Source organism: Actinokineospora sp. NPDC051303 (assembly GCF_055586285.1).
The window spans coordinates 107933-126407 of record NZ_JBVJIN010000002.1; the positions used below are offsets into that span (position 1 = coordinate 107933).

Consider the following 18475-nt stretch of genomic DNA (forward strand, 5'->3'; position numbering starts at 1 on the left):
CTCCCGGGCCCGTTCGGTGATCGGTGGTCAGCCGATCGGGAACTGACCGAACAAGCCGGCCAGCTTCGACTGCGTGTCGGTGAGGGAGGGGGCACCGGGCACATCAGTCGGCAGCGCCACCAGGGTGTCCAGACCCGAGAGCGCGGGGGTCTGGACCGGCAGCCTGTCCCGGGCGGGGGCCTGGAACAGATCGCCCGAGAACACGCCGTGCACCGCTTCCCGGACGGGCATGACCGGGGAGCCGAGGCGCGGCGGGGCGTACGCGGGCGAAGCGGGGAGGGAGCGCGGGCGGGCCGGGATGGTGGGCCTGCTCTGGGTCGCGCGCTTGATCGGCAGGCCGTTGATCGGCAGGCCGTCGAGAATCTGGTTGTAGATCCTGGCGACGGGCACGTCGCGCAGCGCGCCCCGCTTGGGCAGGCTGGCGCGGATGTCCCGGCCCACCGACCGGATCGGCAGCAGGTCGGACACCTGGCCCGCGGACACCGGGCCCGCGGGTCCCTGGCCGCCCAGCGGCAGCGCGGGCAGGACGTCGGTCCCCTCGGTCGCCGACACCGGACCGGCCGGTCCCTGCGGCCCCATGGGCACGGCGGGCAGGACGGCGGTGACGTCGGTGGCGGTCACGCTGTCGGCCAGCGCCTGCACGCGCTGTCCGCCCGCCACCGCTCCGAGGGGCAGGTTGCCGGGCGCGCCCGCGATCACGTTCTGCTGGCGCAGTTCCTCGACCACCTGGCCGACCGGCAGGTGCCGCACCTGCTGGCGCAGCTGGCCGACCGGCATCGAGCGCACCTGGTCGACGACCTGGCCGACGGGCACGCTGCGGATCACCTTGGGCGCGTCCACGCTGTCGAGCAGCGAGCCGACGGTGTTGCCGCCCGCGACTTCCTGCCTGCGCACGCCGTCCATCACGTTGCGGTCGGTCAGGGTCTCGACGGGGACACGGGCGACCTGGTTGCGGCCGCGCCACTGGCCGGTCATGTCGCCGCCGGGCACGCGGTGCACCAGGCCGCGGACGCTGGCGCTGTCCGACACCGAGTCGAGGTCGGTGGCGAGGTCATCGGTGACCGTGTCGACGGGCAGGTCGCGGGCGGCCAGCGGACCCGGTCCGCCGACCGGCGCGCCGCGCACCAAACCGCGGATGCCCGCGGCGTCGGTCACCGAGTCGACCGGCACGCCGGAGGTCAGGTCGTCGGCCGAGCTGTCGGTGACCGAGTGCACCGGCAGGTCGCGGGCGGCCTTCTTGCCGCCGAGGCCGCTGACCGGCAGCGTGCCGATCGGCAGCTTCCCGATCGGCAGGGAGCCGGTGGGCAGCGAACCGGTGGGCAGCGCGCTGCCCAGGCCCTTGGACAGCCCCTTGGACAGGCTGTCGGTCAGGCCCCGCTTGCCGGTGAGGCCCTTGACCACGGCGGCGAGCGGGTCGACCGAGCGCACCCGGGCCTGCTCCTGGCGGCCGAGCAGGCCGCGCAGCTGCGCCGGGTACGGCAGCTTCGGCAGGGCGGTCGCGGGCAGCGCGCCGGAGGGGAGCGGCTTGAGCTGGGGCTCCTCCTCGCCCACGGTGATGTCGCTGGTGTGGCTGGCGTGCGTCATCGCTTCGGCGATGACCTCGTTCGGGACGTTGTAGAGCGGCGCGTCGGTGCCGAACGGGATGCTGTGGCCCAGGCCGGAGAGCTGGCCGGGGTCGCCCTCGGTCACCGCCGTGCCGCCGGACGAGCCCTCGGTGACGTTGGTCGAGGTGCCCGAGGACTGGCTGGCCAGCGCGCCCACCGCGTCGCCGTGCGGCTGCACGACGGTGGCGGTGGGGACGTCGAACAGGTTGCCCGCCAGATAGCCCCACTTGCCGTCGGTGACGATGTCGCCGCCCGCGGAGCCGTCGGTGATGCTGGTCCCGCTGGCGGTGTTGTCGCCCACCAGCCCGGAGGCGCCGAGCCCGGCCGCCTGCGCGATGGGCAGCGCCTGCGGGCTGACCACGTTGCCCGCGAGGTCCCCGGACTGGCCGCTGGTGGTGGTGCCGCCACCGGCTGCGGTGTCGATGTCGTTGGTCGCGGTCGCCCGGTTCGCGCCGAACACCGCGGCCGAGTCGCCGAAAAGCTGACCCGCGCCCGCGACCGGGGCGGTCAGGACGTTGCCGGTCCCTCGGCCGTTGGCGCCATCGGTGACGGCGGCGCCGCCCGCGGTCGCCTGGGTGGTTCCGGTGGCGTTCTCCGCGCCGTGGCCCAGCGCGCTGGCTCCGGCGCCGAAGCCCTGGAGCGGGGTGGCGGCCGGGGTCTGCGCGATGTTGCCCGACAGCGTGCCGCCGGTGCCCGACGCTGTGGAGTGCCCGCCCGCGACGACCCGGTTGGCTCCTGCCGCGTCGGTGGCGGTGTTGGCCACCGCGCCGCCGCCGTTGCCGAAGACCTGGGCCGGTGCGGCGACCGGCGTCTGGAACAGGTTCGCGGCGAGGACGGCGTCGTCGTCGGCGGTGCTGTTGTCGCCGCCCGCGACGGTCTCCTTGTGCTCGGTCGCGGTGAAGCCCGCGTCGCCGAGCGCGGCGCCGCCGTTGGTGGCGCCGTCGACGGGCAGGGCGACCGGGGTGATCACGCCGTTGCCGCCGACGATCGAGTCGTGCCCGGTGGTGCCGGTGTCGCCGCCCGCGGTGGTGCGCACGGTGGTGTCGCAGGCGACCTCGGCCTGCCCGACGACGCCGGTGCCGTTGGCGCACATGTCCGTGGGGCCCGCGGCGGGCGTGCTGAGCACGGTGCCGGACAGGACGCCGTCGTGGCCGCGGGTGCGGGTGTGCCCGCCCGCCACGGTGTCGGCGGCGGTGGCCTGGGCGGAGGCCGCGTTGCCGAGCACGCCGCCCGCGGTGGCCGTGGCCTGGGTGGGCAGGGCGACTGGGGTGTGTCCCGCGCTGCCGGACAGCACCGAGTTCGCGCCGCTGGTGCGGTTGCCGCCGCCCGCGGTGGCGGTGGTGCCGGACTCGCAGCGCACGCCCGCGGTGCCCACGCCGGTCGCGGCGGCGCAGTCGCCCGCGACCGGACCGGCCAGGGCGGGCTGCGCGATGTTGCCGGACAGGGTGGCGTCCTCGCCCGCGGTGTGCAGGTAGGTCGGGTTGCCGTTGAAGTCGGGTCGCTGCGCGCCCGCCCTCGGCGTGGTGGAGTTCGCGCCGATGGCGTCGGCGTTGCCCGCGAGGCTGAACGCGTGCCCGTTGGCGCGGAACGGGACGGCCACTGGGGCGCCGCCCGCGTTGCCCGACAGCGTGCCGTCCTGGCCGGAGGTGGTGACGACTCCGCCCGCGGTGCTCTGGGACGTGGTGGTCGAGTGGCTGGTGGCGTTGCCCGCGCTCGCGATGGCGTTGCCGTTGAGCTGGGCGGGGGTGGCCCCGTGGCCCGCGAGGACGTTGCCCGCGAGCGCGCCGCGCCTGCCGTCGACGCTGACGTCGCCGTCGGAGGTGGCGCGCTGGGTGGCGTGGTTGACGCTTTCGGCGTCAGCGCCCGCGGCCACCGCGTTGCCGGTGATCTGCACCGGGGAGGTGTAGTCGAGGTCGACGGCGTTGTTCGAGAGGGTGCGATGCGGGCTCACGCTGCTCACCGGCTTCGAATGCCCCGCGTTCTGGTGCGAGGTGTTGGACACCGCGGCGTCGCCACCCGCGGCGACCGCGTTACCGGACATGTCGACCGGCAGGACGACGTCGCCGGTCGCTTGGTTGCCGCGCGCGGCGTCCTGCTCGCTCGCGCGGGCCGCGGCCTTGGTCAGCGCCCGGGCGACAATGGCGGGCACCCGCTCCCTCGGCACGGCGTCGGCCAGCGCGCGCGGACCGACTTCGGCCTCATGGCGCAGTTCGGGGAGGTCGCGCTGCCCGGCCGGGGTGCCGAGCGCGTTGTTGTCGATCTTGACGGGAACCGCGACGGACCCGTCCAGCGCGGAGGCGGGCCGGTCGGGGTTCACATCCTCGTCGGCGGAAGCGATGCCGGTGCCCAGCATCAGCAAACCACCGGTGACCAGCGCGGACTGGAGGCCGCGCTTCGCCCAGGTCTGCATTGTGGTGTTCTCCTTGTAGTGGATTCCCTTGCGGGAGGGGCGCGGGAGACCGGGCGCGCCGAGGCGCGTCGGGGTGGACGGTCACCCGCTTCGGGGGCGTGCGGGACAGATGCGGTCCCGCGGCTGGGGCACGGCCTGGGCATGCCGGAGTGCGCGCATGACCCGGTGGAGCGGAAACCGCTCCACGGCCGCGCGGAAATCAGTCGGGAGTGACGCCGGGCTGCGCGTCGACGGGGGCGGGCGCGAAGACCTGGGCGGTGCGCAGGGCACGGGCCGAGGTCAGGTGGGCGCCGCCCGGAACCGTGGACAGCAGGCCGGAGTTCAGCGCGTCGGCGCCGCTTCCGGTGTGGCCGGGGTTGGCCGGACCGGGGGTGCTGTGCGGCGCCAGCGGGCTGGGGCCGGACGGGGTGGGGCTCTGTTCGGGAGCGGCGGGCGAACCGCGTCCGCTCTCGTTGTCGCGGTCGGCGCGCTGCTTGGCGCCGGTCACGACCTGCTCGACGGCGGGCGCCTCGACCGGAGCCGCGGCGACCGGGACCGTCTCGGCAACTGTGTCGCCCGAGGACGCGGCGACGGGCAGCCGCTGCGCGGTGCCCTGCTCGGTGGACCGGTCGTCGTCTTCGCGGGTGGGCGTCAGGTCGGGAATGTCGACCTCGACCAACTCGGCGACCTGCTTGACCGGCTCGCTGGGCGTGATCTGCCCGGTCAGCCGGGTCCCGACGTGCTCGACGGCGTTCGCCGCCTGGTCGCCGAGCGCCGGTTCGACCGGCTTGACGAGCAGGTCGAGGCCGGACACCAGGTCTTGCCCGGTGACCGGCAGGTCGGGCTTGTCCGGCGCGTCGAGCACGGGCGCCGAGGCGACCACGGAACGCAGGTCGTCCTGGATTCCGGGGAGGTCGTCCGCGGCGGCGGTGGCGGTGGAGATGGCCCATGCGGCCGCGGTGGTGGCGATGGTGCCGCCGAGGACCATCAGGGAACGCGAGAGCACGCGCCGCAGCGCGGTCGTCTCCTGCTTCGCCTGAGCCACGGTGGGGTACCAGTCGCTTTCCGTTCCGGGGTCGCACGGTGATCGCCGTGCACCGCAGAGACTGTCACCGGAGGGCGTCGTTACGCACGCGTGACCGAACAGCGCCACCTGATCGTGTGGCGAACACAGAGTGTTTCCACAGATCACTATAAGTCACTACGCCAGGTGGTCGCGGATTTCCGCCCCGAGTTGTCCACACCTGTGGATCGCTGGGATCAGGTGCGCTTGAGGACGCGCGTCGCGCCTGCGGCGGCCGTGGTGGCGAGAATCCAGCCCACGGCGATCAGCGCCCCGGAGATCCACTGCGACGGCCCGACCATCCGCCACATGTTGTCCTGGCCCAGGTCGATGATGGGCAGCAGCAGGTCCGTGGCCAGCAGCGGCGGATTCCACACCGGGTTCAGGTCGCTGTCCAGCTTCTCCATCGGGTGCCCGGCGAACCAGATCAGGCCGAGCAGCCAGAACATCGCCAGCCACACCATCGCCAGCCACGGCCGGTAGCCGTAGCCGACGGTCACGTCCTGCAGCCCGCCCCACAGCCGCCCGGCGACGTGCAGTTCCGCGTACCGCCTGCGCTGCCGTTCAAGCTGCACCTGCTGGGCGAGTTCCTCTTGGCCGCTCTCGGAGTAGACCGCGGCCAGCCGCTCGTACGGGCCGGGCGCGAAGTCCGGCTGCACCGTGCGCAGCCACCGCAGCCGGGTGCGCACCGGCACCTCGGGCACGGCTCCGAGCGCTTGGAAGGTGAAGTCCTCCAGGTCGACGCCGCCGGTGGCCGCCCACAGGGCGGGCCCGTCGATGACCGAGACGACCGACGCGCGGGTGAGGATGACCGCGCCGCTCGGCGGCCGGTGCTCGGGGAACACCAGCACAAGCTCTTGCGCGGAGAGCCCGTACGCCGAGAGGGCCTTGTCGGCGATCCGGTGGCCGGGTCCGCCGCGGCCGCCGAGCCGCGCGCCCGCGAAGGTGGCCATCTTGCCCACTTCGACCAGCCGCATCCGCACGCCGCCCACGGCGCGGAAGCCGTAGCTGCACAGCAGGTCCTTGCCGATGGTGGCGACGCGGGCGTCCAGCGAGGGCTTGAGCGTGCCGTCCGGGCGCAGGCGCGGCTTGGTGAGCTGGGCGCCGGAGCAGTCCAGGCTGGAGCCGATGTGCGCGTTCTGCAGTCGCACGGAGCCGCTGGCGCGGACCTTGCGCAAGAACAGCGTGCCGCCTACCCGGAGCCGGTCCGCGAAGAGGACGTCTATCGCCGGACCGCGTAACCGGGCGCGGGAGAGGCTGGCGCTGCCGTGGATGTAGGCGTCGACCAGGCGGACCTGACCGTAGGAATGGAAAGCGGTGCGCGGGTCGCCGTCCGATTCGGCCTTGCCGCCTCGCGTGCCGCGGGCCTCGACGTCGCCGCCCACCTCCACGCCGTCCGCGACCAGCGCGACCGGGACCCGGGTGACGGCCCGGCCTTCGGCAAACGCTTTCGCCAACTCGGCCACGGCCGCCCGGTGGCCGATCGACGAGCCGGAAAGCAGCAGGTGGCCGCCGATGTGGGCGCTGCGGAGGCCGACCGTGCCCGCGGCCATGAAACCCGCGTCGAGCTTGACGTCGCCGTCGACCCGCAGGCGGTCGGCGTCGAGCACGTAGTGATCTTCCGCGGCCCCGCGCGGCAGGACCATGACCTGCCCGTCGCCGCCGCGCGCGTCGTGCAGCTTCGCGCCGGAGAACACCGCGTCGCCGCCTATGCGGGCGCCGGAAAGCACGACGCTGCCCGACACGTCGAACCGGCCGCCGCCGGTGTCGCAGAACAGGTTGCCCTCGACCGCGAGGCCGGTGGCCTCCAGCGCGACCCCGGACGGGTGCCTCAGCTGGGCCGCGGTCAGGTGGACGCTGCCGCCCACGTTCGCCCCGCGCAGCCGAAGCTCGCCGAACACCCGCAGCGCCACGGCCTGGATCGACCCGGCGATCCGCAGCCGGGCGCCCAGCAGCGCCGCGGCGGCCGGGTTGCGCAGGATCGCGCCCGCCAGCCGCAGCGTGCCCTCTACCGTCGCGTCGGTCAGGTCGAGCACACCGTCGCAGGTGAACCCGGCTTCCAGCAGCAGGTCGCTACCGACCCGCAGGTTCCGCGCGCGCATACCGGGCATCCGACAGCCGCGCATGCTCAACGCGACCAGCCGGGCCATCCGCAGGATCGGCGCCCGCTCGAACTCGCACCGCCGCAGGGTGATGACGTGGTCGACCACCCGGCCCTCGACGTCGAACCGCCCGGTCACCTGGGCGTGGTCGAGCCGCAGCGCGGGCATCGACCCCACGCCCAGCGGATACGCCTCGGTCAGCAGCGCGGCGAGCACCGGCCCCCGCACCCTGCGGTCGGCCCGGCCCGCCAGGTCCAGGTGCGCGCCCCTGCCGAAGGCTTCCCGGACCGCCATCTCGGTCTCGGTCAGCTCGGCCAGCGGCACGTATCCGGTCACGGCGCAATAAGATCAGACCGAATAGTCCCAAGAGGTCGGTTCTACCGATACGGTGAGCTACCTCGCTTACCGCCGTCCGGTCAGCCGGACGCCGGTCACATGCGGCCGAATCCGTCGCCTGCGCGCGGCCTGACCTATACGGTGAGCTGCGATGACCAAGAACATAGTCGCGGGCCTCAAGCACCGCGCCACGCCGCTGAGCAACGACGTCACGCCGCTGGTGCCCAAGGGGCTGCGGGTCAGCGCGGCGCTGGCGTGGCGCTTCCTGGTGATCATCGGGGCGCTCTACGTCATCATCTGGCTGCTGGGCTACTTCGCCCACGTCGTGATCCCGATAGCGATCGCGCTGCTGCTCGCCGCGCTGATGGCCCCCGGGGTGGGCAAGCTGGTCGAGTGGCGGGTGCCGCGTTCGCTGGCCACCGCGATCGTGCTGATCGGCGGGCTGGCCGTGGTGGGCGGCGTGCTGACGTTCGTGATCACCGAGTTCACCAACGGCCTGCCGCAGTTGCAGAGCCAGGTGAACGACAGCCTCGACACCATCCGCGGCTGGCTGGCGACCGGGCCGCTGCACCTGCGCCAGGACCAGATCCAGTCGTTCCTGGACAACGCCATCGAGGCGATCAAGACGAACCAGGCCGCGATCACCTCGGGCGCGATCACGACCGCGACCACGATCGGCGAGGTCCTGACCGGGCTGCTGCTGACCCTGTTCATCCTCATCTTCTTCCTCTTCGACGGCCCCGGCATGTGGCGGTTCGTGGTGCGCGGGGTGCCCGGCCCGGTGCGCGACCGGGTGGACGTCGCCGGGCGCCGCGGGTTCTCCTCGCTGGTCAGCTACGTGCGGGCGACCGCGGCGGTGGCGGTGTTCGACGCGGTCGGCATCGGCATCGGCCTGTGGATCGTGGGGGTGCCGCTGGTGGTGCCGCTGGCCGCGCTGGTCTTCCTGACCGCGTTCATCCCGATCATCGGCGCGCTCGTCGCGGGCACGGTGGCGGTGCTGGTGGCGCTGGTCGCGAACAGCTTCGTCGCGGCGCTGGTGGTGCTGGCCGTGGTCATCGGCGTCATGCAGATCGAGAGCCACGTGTTGCAGCCGTGGCTGCTGGGCCGCGCGGTGAAGCTGCACCCGCTCGCGGTCGTGCTCGCCCTCGGTGTCGGCCTCATCGCCGCCGGGATCGCGGGCGCGCTGCTGGCCGTGCCGCTGCTCGCGGTGCTCAACGCCGGCATCCGGTCGCTGCTCAGCGACACCGAGACCGAGCCGGACGAGGTCGCGGTTCTCGAAGACGAGGGTTCTCGGCCCAACGCCGAGAAAGAAGACCCAGAGACCGCCGCCGAGGAAGAAGCGGAGTCCCCCCGGCCATGACGCGGGCGGTTCGGCTGCCCGGCGAACGCCTCAATGGTCCCGCGCCGAAGGACCCGACCGTGCCGTTGTGGCGGGCGGCGGTGCTGCTGCGGGTGATCACGCTGCTGTTCGCCGCTGGCGTGGTGTTCAACCACCGCGGCGAGTACGCGAGCACGACGCTGGCGTGGGTGACCATCGGCGCGATGGCGGTGTGGACCGCGGTCACGTCCTGGTACTACCTGGCCGAGGGACGGGCCCGGTGGTTCATCGGGGCCGACCTGGCCGTGTGCTGCGCGTTGATGTGCATGTCCCGGCTGGTGCTGACCCCGGCGCAGCTCACCGAGCACATGGTCCCGCTGGTGCCGACGGTGTGGGTCACCGGTGTCGTGGCGATCGGCCTGCTGCGCGCGGGGGCGGTCGGCGGGGCGGTTTTCGGCGCGGTGATCTCCGTGTTCAACTTCGGGGTCCGCGGCTTCGTCAACACCGACCTGACCCGGGACATGGTGCTGCTGGTCGGCGTCGGCGTCGCCCTGGGCCTGGCCGCCACCAGCTCCCGGGAGTCCGCGGAGCGGCTGGCGAAGGCGATGCGCGCGGAAGCGGCCACCGCCGAGCGGGAACGGCTGGCCCGCTCGATCCACGACAGTGTGTTGCAGGTCCTGGCCCGGGTCCGCAAACGGGGGCGGGAACTCGGCGGGGAGGCCGCCGAGCTGGCCGAGCTCGCGGGCCGCCAGGAGGTGGCGCTGCGCGCGCTGGTGGCCGCGGCCCCGCTGGAGTCCACCGAGGGCGGGGAGGCCGACCTGCGGCCGCGGTTGCAGGTGCTGGCCACCGACCGCCGCCAGGTGTCGGTCCCGGCGACCCCGGTCATGGTCGCCGAGTCCGCCGCGACCGAGCTGGCCTACCTGGTGCGTGAGGCGCTGGAGAACGTCGACCGGCACGCCGGGCCGGACGCGCGGGCCTGGGTCCTGCTCGAAGACCTGGGCTGCGAGGTCGTGGTCAGCGTCCGCGACGACGGTGTCGGCATCCCCGCGGGCCGGATCGACGCCGCCGAGCGGGAGGGACGATTGGGCATCGCTCGCTCTATCCGGGGACGGGTAAGCGAGTTGGGTGGAACCATCACCCTCGACACCGGCCCCGGCGCCGGGACCGAGTGGGAAGTGCGGATTCCCCGCACCCCCGCCAAGAAGGCGACGAGGGGACAGCGGTGACGGAGCAACCGATCACGGTCATGGTCGTCGACGACCACCCCATCTGGCGCGACGGCGTGGCCCGCGACCTCTCCGAACGCGGCTTCGACGTCCGCGCGACAGCGGCCGACGCGTCCTCCGCGGTCCGGATCGCGCGCGCGGTCCGCCCCGACGTGGTGCTGATGGATCTCAACCTCGGCGCCGAATCCGGCGTGGACGCCACCCGGCAAATCACCGGAGAGCTGGCGGCGACCCGCGTCCTTGTGCTGTCGGCGAGTGGAGAACACAACGACGTGTTGGAAGCCGTGAAAGCGGGCGCGTCCGGGTACTTGGTGAAATCCGCGTCCGCGGAGGAGTTGGTCGCCGCCGTCCGCCGCACCTCCGCTGGTGACGCGGTGTTCACCGCGGGCCTAGCGGGCCTGGTCCTGGGCGAATACCGCCGGATGGCCTCGGCCCCGGAGGATGGCGCCGCCCCCCGCCTCACCGACCGGGAGACGGAGGTGCTGCGCCTGGTCGCCAAGGGCCTCACCGCCCGCCAGATCGCCGACCGGCTCGTGCTGTCCCACCGCACCGTCGAAAACCACGTCCAGTCGACCCTGCGCAAACTCCAACTCCACAACCGCGTCGAACTGGCCCGCTACGCCATCGAACACGGCCTCGACGTCGATCCGGAGCAGTAGCCTGGGCTGGTGACCGCTGACCAGCCGATCAACCCCCGCGACCTGCGGGTGTCCGACGCCGAGCGTGAGCACGTGGTTTCCGTTCTGCGCAAGGCCACCGGCCACGGGATGCTCACGCTGGACGAGTTCACCGTCCGCACGGACGCCGCGTTGGCCGCGAAGACCAGGGCCGAGTTGAACACGGTGCTGGTGGACCTTCCCGCCGTCGTCAACCGGGAGTCGGGCGGTCCGGCCATGGGGCAGCCGGTGGAGTTGGCGGCGGTGATGTCGTCGGTCAAGCGCGAGGGCCGCTGGGACGTGCCGCGTGAACTGCTGCTCCGCAACCGCATGTCGGCCACCGAACTGGACTTCACCGAGGCCGTCATCCCACACCGCGAAGTCACGATCGACGTCGACCTCGCGGGCGGCTCGATCGACCTGCTGCTGCCCGACACCGCCTCCTGCCAGACCGCTGTCGACGTGAAGGCGGGTTCGGTCAACGACAAGGTCGGCAACGCCCCGCGCGGCCACGGCCCGCATTTCGTCATCACCGGCACGGTTCGGGCGGGGTCGCTCACCATCCGCCGCCCGACGTACGTGCGGCTTGGCGCGTTGACGATTCGCAAGCCGTGGAAGCTGAGCTGGGAAAGCTGAAATCCGCAGGTGTGATCTATAACACTGGACGCTGGCGCGGGTGAGAGAAAGGCCCGCCGCCTCGGTTCTCTTGGCCGGAGTGCAGGGCGACGGGGCCTTCCATCAGCGGGAAGTGGTTCCCGCACGCGGAACGCGTCGAATCACCTAACAACTTCTTGGCCGGAGTGCAGACCGGCGCGGGCCGATGGACGGGAGACCAACTGGGGTCTCTCATCAGCGAAAGTGGATGCCCATGCCGAAGTTCGACCCCGGCCCACGCCGGTCCGCCGCCTTACCGGAAGCCCAGGAAGTGCGGCTGCTCCCGATCCCGGGGTGGACCGCGACTCTGCCGCTGCCGGAGGAGTTGCTGTCCCAGGCGCCGTGGATCTTCGTGGTCTACCTCGCCTTCGAGAGTGGTTGGACGCCGTGGCAGGTTCTCGCCTTGGTTGTCGTCCTGCTGCCGGTCGCTCTCATCACAAGCCGTAGGCCCAGGGCGTAAGCCATGACCGTCGCGAGCCTTGTGCGCGCGGAGAGTGGGGCCAGCCGTGTCGACGGCGGGCCCCACTCTGTGGCGCGCGATTTCCCCGATCTCTTCCTGGCGCACCGGGCGGATGTCGTCCGCTTCCTGAGGTCGACTTTTCCCCTGCACCACGACGACGTCGAAGACGCCGTGCAGGAAGCCTTCATCGCCGGGTGGCAGGGCTATGCGTCCCTGGAATCCGAGGACCGGGCGAAGGCTCGGGCACGGCTGTCACCGGTGGTGCGGGACGTGCGAACGCCGGTGAAGCAGGCCGCGCCCGCCCGGCGACCGTCGGAGAACGTCCACCTGCCTGTGCAGACCTGGTCCTGGCTGCCTGCGCCCCAACCCGACTCCCCGATCGAGAACGCGATTCGGCGGCTCACCCAACGTAGGCGAGAAGTGTTGCGCAGGCACGTCTACCGGGGGCTCAAGCCCACTGAGATCGCCATCGAGCTTGGCATCACGCCGAACTGCGCGCGGGTCACCCTGAACCAGGCGTACACGCAGCTTGCCGAGTGCCTGAATCTCTCGCGGGACGCGCTCAAGGTGGCTCTGCACCGAGAGGCGGGTGTGCAGCGGAACTGACAAAGCTGTGCGGAAAGTGCCGATGGACCGCACGATGGAGGGGCGCGAGACTCCGCGAGAGGGGACGGGTTGACCGTCCGGTTCATCGGAGGAAGTCGTGAAGGCTCTGGTCAAGGTCGCCCCGGGCCCCGGTGTGGAACTCATCGACGTGCCGGAGCCGACGCCTGGTCCTGGGGATGTGCTGTTGCGGGTGCTGCGGACCGGCATCTGCGGCACCGACCTGCATATCGACTCGTGGGACGAGTGGGCGGCGCGGACGATCCGGGTGCCGCTGGTGCTGGGGCATGAGTTCGTCGGTGAGGTTGTGGCGGTGGGGGCCGCCGTGACCAAGGTGGCGGTTGGGGACCTGGTCAGCGGTGAGGGGCACCTGGTGTGCGGCACGTGCCGCAACTGCCGGGCGGGTCGGCGGCACCTGTGCGCGCACACCATCGGGCTCGGGGTGCACACGGCGGGTGCGTTCGCTGAGTTCGCGGTGTTACCGGAGGCGAACGCGTGGGTGCACCGGCACCAGGTGGACCTGGACGTCGCGGCGATTTTCGATCCGTTCGGCAATGCGGTGCACACGGCGTTGACGTTTCCGGTGTTGGGGGAGGACGTGCTGATCACCGGAGCCGGGCCGATCGGGTTGATGGCCGCGGCGGTGGCCAGGCACGCGGGGGCGCGGCATGTGGTGATCACCGATGTGAGTGAGCCGCGGTTGGAGTTGGCGCGCAAGATCGGGGTGAGCCTGGCGTTGGACGTGTCGTCGGCCGCGGTGTCGGACGTGTACGGCGAGTTGGCGATGAGCGAGGGCTTCGACGTGGGCATGGAGATGTCCGGGCAGCCGTCGGCGCTGCGGGAGATGATCGCGAACATGACCCACGGCGGCCGGATCGCGCTGTTGGGGTTGCCCGCGCGGGAGATCGCGGTCGACTGGAGCGCCGTGGTGCTCAAGATGCTCACCATCAAGGGCATCTACGGCCGGGAGATGTTCGAGACCTGGTACGCGATGTCGGTCCTGCTGCAAGCGGGGCTCGATCTGTCGCCGGTGATCACGCACCGGTTCCACCACACCGAGTTCGCCGAGGCCTTCGCCACCGCGCGTGGGGGCCGGTGCGGCAAGGTCGTCATGGATTGGGAGAGTTGATGTACGGCGCGATACGCGAAGACCTGCGGGCGGTGCTGGCCGAGATCCGGGCGGCGGGGCTGTTCAAGGCTGAGCGGGTGCTCACGTCCCCGCAGAAGGCCGAGGTCCGGGTGAACGGGTCGGCGGCGGTGGTGAACTTCTGCGCGAACAACTATCTCGGTCTCGCCGACCATCCCGCGTTGGTGGCCGCGGCGAAGAAAGCCCTGGACGAGTGGGGTTTCGGGATGGCGTCGGTGCGGTTCATCTGTGGGACGCAGGCCCCGCACAAGGAGTTGGAGGCGCGGCTGTCGCGGTTCCTCGGCACCGAGGACACGATCCTCTACAGCTCCTGTTTCGACGCCAACGGCGGCCTGTTCGAGACACTGCTGACCGATCGGGACGTGGTGATCTCCGACGAGCTGAACCACGCGTCGATCATCGACGGCATCCGCCTGTGCAAGGCGGGCCGGAGCCGCTACCGCAACCGCGACATGGCCGACCTGGAGGCACGCCTCAAGGAGGCGGCGGGCGCCCGGTACCGGCTCATCGCCACCGATGGGGTCTTCTCCATGGACGGTTACCTGGCCCCGCTTGACGAGATTTGCGCTCTCGCGGAGAAGTACGACGCCCTGGTCATGGTGGACGACTCGCACGCGGTCGGGTTCATGGGCGCCACCGGCCGCGGGACCCCGGAGCACTTCGGCGTCGGCGACCAGGTCGACATCTACACCGGCACTCTCGGCAAGGCGCTCGGCGGCGCGAGCGGTGGTTACGTCTCCGGCCGCGCGGAGATCGTGGCGATGCTGCGGCAGCGGTCGCGGCCGTACCTGTTCTCCAACTCGCTCGCCCCGTCGATCACCGCCGCCACCATGACCGCGCTCGACCTGCTGGATTCCTCCGCCGACCTGCTTACCCGCCTGCGGGAAAACAGCGCCCTGTTCCGGTCGCGGATGACCGAGGCGGGGTTCGACCTGCTCCCCGGCGAGCACCCGATCATCCCGGTCATGATCGGCGACGCCGCCGAGGCGGCCCGGATGGCGGACCTGCTGCTGGACCAGGGCGTGTACGTCATCGGCTTCTCCTACCCGGTCGTCCCGCACGGCAGGGCCCGCATCCGCACGCAGATGTCGGCCGCCCACTCGACCGACGACGTCAACCGCGCGGTGGACGCGTTCGTCGCGGCGCGAGCGAAGATGGGCTGATCGGCGGACGCCGGGCTATCTCTATATAGATAGAGTTGGGGGCATGGCTGGCCAACCGTTCCGTGTCACCGGGGCGACGCTGGATGTCCTGGAGGCCCTGCTCGGGCCGGACGACGAGCTGTACGGCCTCAAGATCGCCCAGAACGCCGGGCGCAAGCCGGGCAGTGTCTACCCGATCCTCGCGCGGCTGGAGGAGGCGGGCTGGGTGGTCAGCTTCTGGGAGCGGGACGAGCCGAGCGCGCGCGGTCCTCGGCGGCGCTTTTACCGGCTCAGCCCGGACGGACTCGCGGGAGCCCGGGAGTTGCTGACGCTGCGGCGCGGCGCGGTTCGGCAGCGGACCGCGTCGGTGTTTCGCGGCTTCGCGCCTGAGCCAGCGCCGGAGTGGAGGGGATGGGCATGAGTGTGATCGTCGTCTTCGTCCTGGTCGCACTGCTGGCGCTGGTGGCCGTCAACGAAAGCACCGAGGTGGCGCCGTGGGCGGCCAAGGGGTTGCTGCGCTGGGGCGCGCGCAGGCTGCGGTCGGCGGAGAAGGCCGCCCGGTACAGCGAGGAGTGGCTGGCCGACCTGGAAGAGGTGTCAGGCAAGGCCACGAAGCTGTGCTGGGCGATCGGGGTCGTCACCGGCGGGGTGGTCCGGCTGCGGGAGTCGAAGCGGGCGCTGGACTGGGCGCCGCTGCCCGTGACGCTGCCGTTCGCGACGGACTCCGTGTTCGGGCCGGGCAACCCGGCGGCGGTGGCGCCCGCCCGGACGTTCCGGGTGCCGGTGGACAGGCCCGCGCCCCTGCCGCCAGAGCCCGCGCGGGTCCGCACGCACGAGATGGTCCCGTACGGGCTTGGGTCGATGCGCCTGCACCGGGAGCGGATGTACGGGTCGCAGAAGGGCTTCACGGGGGAGCGGGGCCATTCGGGGCAGCGGTTCTTCCAGCGCTACTACGACAACTGGGGCGAGGCCAACCACCGGCGCAAATACCCCTATGCGGCTGAAGACCCGTTCGCGATCGATCGGAAAGCCGCTCCGCCGGTCATCGGACTGTGAGCTGGTCGGGCACGATGGCAGGGTGATCGACCCTCGGCGGTTGCGGGTGCTGCGGGCGCTCGCCGACCACGGCACGGTCACCGCGGCGGGGCGGGCGCTGCATTTGACGCCGTCCGCGGTGTCGCAGCAGCTTGCGGCACTGGAGTCGGAGGTGGGGCAGGAGTTGCTGCGCCGCAGGGGGCGGCGGGTGTTCCTGACGGGGGCGGGGGAGTTGCTGGTCGAGCACGCGGACGCGGTGCTGGCCGAGTTGGACCGCGCGGAGGCCCGATTAGCCGCGCACGCGGCGGGGACCGGTGGGCGGGTGGCGGTCGCGGCGTTCGCGTCGGCGATCACGCAGGTGGTGGCGCCCGCGATCACGGCGTTGCGGGTGAGCGCACCGGGGGTGACGGTGCTGGTGCGCGACGCCGAGGGGCAGCGGAGTCTGCCGCTGCTGCTGGACGGGGAGATCGACATCGCGGTCGCCATGCGGCGGCGGGGCGACGAGCAGGAGCGGCGGATCGTGCGGGACCCGCTGTACGCCGAGCCGTTCGACGCCGTGCTCCCGCCCGGGCACCCGCTGATCGGGCGGGCGGAGGTCGCGCTGGCCGACCTCGCCGACGACGAGTGGGTGGTGCCGCTGCCGGGCAACCCGTGCCGGGATGTGCTGGTCATGGCGTGCGAGGGCGCCGGGTTCACCCCGAAGGTCACGCACGTGTCCGACGATTTCGCCGCCGAGGCCGCGCTGGTCGCGGCCGGGGTGGGGGTGGCGCTGATCCCGCGCACGGCGCTGCGCGGTGTCGACCTGGCCCGGGTCGTGCCGGTGGCGGGGGAGCCGCCGATGCGCCGGGTGTTCGCCGCGATACGGCGTGGCCGCGAGGCACATCCGCTGGTCGCGGCCGTGCGGGCGGCCTTGGGCGCGGCGGCGGCGAAAGTCGCGGGCTAGTTTTACTCGTGCGTGTTAATCTTTACTCATGCAGGTAAATCAGCGGACCGTCACCGAAGCCGCCCGGCGCGCGCAGATCATCGACGCGGCCATCGAGGTCATCGCCGACCTCGGGTACGGGCAGGCGTCCTTCGCGCGGATCGTCAAGCGCGCGGGCCTGAGCAGCACGCGGATGATCTCCTACCACTTCCAGGGCAAGGACGACCTGATGATGGCCGTCCTCATCGCCGCCATGGGTGTCGTGGACGAGCGCATGAACGAGCGGCTCGCGGGCGTCACCGACCGGGTGGAAATGCTGCGCGGCTACATCGAGTCGCAGGTGGACCTGCTGCGCACGCATCCCCGGCACGTGCGGGCCATCACCGAGATCGCCCGCAACGCCCGCGACGAGAACGGGGTCGCCCAGTACGCGCCGCTGCTGCGCGACCTGCGGGTTGGCAGGCTGGAGCGGCAGTTGGCCCAGGGCCAGCGCGAAGGCGTCTACGGCGAGTTCGACATCGCCGTGATGGCCCAGACCATCAGCCAGGCCATCGACGGCGCCGCCGCCCGCCGGGAGACCGACCCGGACGTCGACCTCGCCGCCTACGCCCGCGAGTTGGCCGACCTGTTCACCCGCGCGACCAGGAACGCGGTCCACGCCTCCTGCGCGAAGCCAAGCTGACCCGTTTCCGGGCTCTTGGAGTCCCGCACCCCCACCGTCTCGGCGAAGGCGATCTCGACGCAGTTGCCGTTGTCACCGCTGAAGCTGCTCTTACGCCAATTCACCTCCACACAGTTGCCGTTGTTGCCGCTGAAGCTGCTCTTACGCCAGTGGACTTCGACGCAGTTGCCGTTGCTGCCGCTGTAGGTGCTCTTACGCCAACCCGTCCCGGAGGTCATGGCCACTCGCTTCCGCTCGGTCGTACTCGCTCGCCACCTGGGCGAGCACCGACCGTGATTCTTCCACACTCAGCGCGACGTCAGCGAGCGCGCCGAGGAGCAGCCGGTAGGTCGCGATATCGGTCGCGCTCTCCAAGAACAAGCTGTGGTTCTGGGTTTCCACACTGACGAGTGGGCTGTGCTCGGTGTACTGCATCAGCCGGAACGGACCGCTCATTCCCGGATACGCACCCACAGCCGAGGGAATGATCCGGATCTTGCATTGCGACTTCGCGCTCATGAACAGCAGGTGGAGCATCTGCTCGTGCATGACCGCAGGACCGCCGACAGGCAACCGAAGGGCCTGCTCGTGCATATAGAAGATGCACTGCGGCGGGTCGTCCCCGCGGAACAGCTTTTGGCGCTCCATTCTGACACGTACCCGGGACTCGATGACCGTATCGAGAAGCACCCGTCCCGCCTGCATCAGCGCTCGCGCGTAGCTCTCGGTTTGGAGCAGGCCGGGGACACGATTGAGTTCAAGTTCGTAGATCACCGAGGCGGTGTTCTCGTGCAACACCAGGGTGCGGAGTTGATCGGGCAGCCCGCCGTTCTCCTGGAGCCAGGATTCGCCCTGGTCCTTGGCGCACAGAGTGAGAATCTCGTTCACCTCGGCCACCGGCAGCCGACAATAGGACAGGAAGATCGCCGCCTCGATCTCGGTGCACGACAGCTTCCCGTTCTCGATCCGCGACATCTTCGACGGCGACCAGCCCAACTGGCGGCACAGCGCGGACAGGGACAGCCCGGCGGCCTTGCGGACCCGGCGGAGTTCATCTCCCAGTTCACGGCGGCGGGCCGTGGGCTTCAACTCACTCATACAGCCACGCTAGCGACTGCGGACCCCCAAAACCCGGATGCACACAAGTAATCAACCGA

General features: G+C 71.6%; 17 protein-coding genes. 12 read left to right on the forward strand and 5 right to left on the reverse strand.

The annotated features are described in order from the left end of the window. Window positions 1-27: 27 nt before the first annotated feature. The 3 genes from ACZ6SD_RS02235 to ACZ6SD_RS02245 form a co-directional block, all read right to left on the reverse strand. Window positions 28-4014, reverse strand: coding sequence for a hypothetical protein (locus ACZ6SD_RS02235; protein WP_465315053.1), 3987 nt, complete (start codon window positions 4012-4014; stop codon window positions 28-30). 199 nt (window positions 4015-4213) lie between these two features. Continuing rightward, window positions 4214-5038 (reverse strand): hypothetical protein, encoded by an 825-nt coding sequence (locus tag ACZ6SD_RS02240; RefSeq protein WP_465315054.1) that lies wholly within the window; start codon window positions 5036-5038, stop codon window positions 4214-4216. A gap of 215 nt (window positions 5039-5253) precedes the next feature. Then, window positions 5254-7494, reverse strand: a complete 2241-nt coding sequence (locus ACZ6SD_RS02245; protein WP_465315055.1) for a hypothetical protein — start codon at window positions 7492-7494, stop codon at window positions 5254-5256. 151 nt (window positions 7495-7645) lie between these two features. Here ACZ6SD_RS02245 and ACZ6SD_RS02250 point away from each other — a divergent pair, with 151 nt between their 5' ends. From ACZ6SD_RS02250 to ACZ6SD_RS02305, 12 genes are all read left to right on the forward strand, one after another. Further along, on the forward strand, window positions 7646-8854 hold the full coding sequence (locus ACZ6SD_RS02250) for an AI-2E family transporter (RefSeq protein WP_465315056.1): 1209 nt from the start codon (window positions 7646-7648) through the stop codon (window positions 8852-8854). Beyond that, window positions 8851-10038, forward strand: coding sequence for a MacS family sensor histidine kinase (gene macS / locus ACZ6SD_RS02255; protein ID WP_465315057.1), 1188 nt, complete (start codon window positions 8851-8853; stop codon window positions 10036-10038). The genes ACZ6SD_RS02250 and macS overlap by 4 nt, the downstream gene beginning before the upstream one ends. Before the next feature lie 20 nt (window positions 10039-10058). Further along, the gene (locus tag ACZ6SD_RS02260) at window positions 10059-10697 is read left to right on the forward strand and encodes a response regulator (RefSeq protein ID WP_091450078.1); all 639 of its coding nucleotides are present in this window, start codon (window positions 10059-10061) and stop codon (window positions 10695-10697) included. Between the two features lie 9 nt (window positions 10698-10706). Beyond that, window positions 10707-11330 (forward strand): DUF1707 SHOCT-like domain-containing protein, encoded by a 624-nt coding sequence (locus ACZ6SD_RS02265; protein ID WP_465315058.1) that lies wholly within the window; start codon window positions 10707-10709, stop codon window positions 11328-11330. 232 nt (window positions 11331-11562) lie between these two features. Then, window positions 11563-11808: a hypothetical protein gene (locus tag ACZ6SD_RS02270; RefSeq protein WP_465315059.1), complete on the forward strand. Its 246-nt coding sequence runs from the start codon at window positions 11563-11565 to the stop codon at window positions 11806-11808. Between the two features lie 3 nt (window positions 11809-11811). Continuing rightward, on the forward strand, window positions 11812-12414 hold the full coding sequence (locus tag ACZ6SD_RS02275) for a sigma-70 family RNA polymerase sigma factor (RefSeq protein WP_465315060.1): 603 nt from the start codon (window positions 11812-11814) through the stop codon (window positions 12412-12414). 97 nt (window positions 12415-12511) lie between these two features. Next, window positions 12512-13540 (forward strand): L-threonine 3-dehydrogenase, encoded by a 1029-nt coding sequence (gene tdh, locus ACZ6SD_RS02280; protein WP_465315061.1) that lies wholly within the window; start codon window positions 12512-12514, stop codon window positions 13538-13540. Beyond that, entirely contained in the window at window positions 13540-14721 is a 1182-nt protein-coding gene (locus ACZ6SD_RS02285) for a glycine C-acetyltransferase (RefSeq protein ID WP_465315062.1), read from the forward strand. The genes tdh and ACZ6SD_RS02285 overlap by 1 nt, the downstream gene beginning before the upstream one ends. A 43-nt stretch (window positions 14722-14764) precedes the next feature. After that, the gene (locus ACZ6SD_RS02290; protein WP_465315063.1) at window positions 14765-15121 is read left to right on the forward strand and encodes a PadR family transcriptional regulator; all 357 of its coding nucleotides are present in this window, start codon (window positions 14765-14767) and stop codon (window positions 15119-15121) included. Continuing rightward, window positions 15118-15756, forward strand: coding sequence for a hypothetical protein (locus ACZ6SD_RS02295; RefSeq protein WP_465315064.1), 639 nt, complete (start codon window positions 15118-15120; stop codon window positions 15754-15756). The genes ACZ6SD_RS02290 and ACZ6SD_RS02295 overlap by 4 nt, the downstream gene beginning before the upstream one ends. A 22-nt stretch (window positions 15757-15778) precedes the next feature. Continuing rightward, window positions 15779-16678 (forward strand): LysR family transcriptional regulator, encoded by a 900-nt coding sequence (locus ACZ6SD_RS02300; protein ID WP_465315065.1) that lies wholly within the window; start codon window positions 15779-15781, stop codon window positions 16676-16678. A 28-nt stretch (window positions 16679-16706) separates the two neighbouring features. Further along, a complete protein-coding gene (locus ACZ6SD_RS02305) occupies window positions 16707-17339 on the forward strand; it encodes a TetR/AcrR family transcriptional regulator (protein WP_465315066.1) in 633 nt (210 codons plus the stop codon). Here ACZ6SD_RS02305 and ACZ6SD_RS02310 read toward each other — a convergent pair. After that, window positions 17261-17557 (reverse strand): DUF397 domain-containing protein, encoded by a 297-nt coding sequence (locus ACZ6SD_RS02310; RefSeq protein WP_465315067.1) that lies wholly within the window; start codon window positions 17555-17557, stop codon window positions 17261-17263. The two genes, ACZ6SD_RS02305 and ACZ6SD_RS02310, sit on opposite strands and share 79 nt — an antisense overlap. After that, window positions 17532-18416 (reverse strand): helix-turn-helix domain-containing protein, encoded by an 885-nt coding sequence (locus ACZ6SD_RS02315; protein WP_465315068.1) that lies wholly within the window; start codon window positions 18414-18416, stop codon window positions 17532-17534. Before ACZ6SD_RS02315 ends, ACZ6SD_RS02310 begins: the two co-directional genes overlap by 26 nt. Window positions 18417-18475 lie beyond the last annotated feature (59 nt).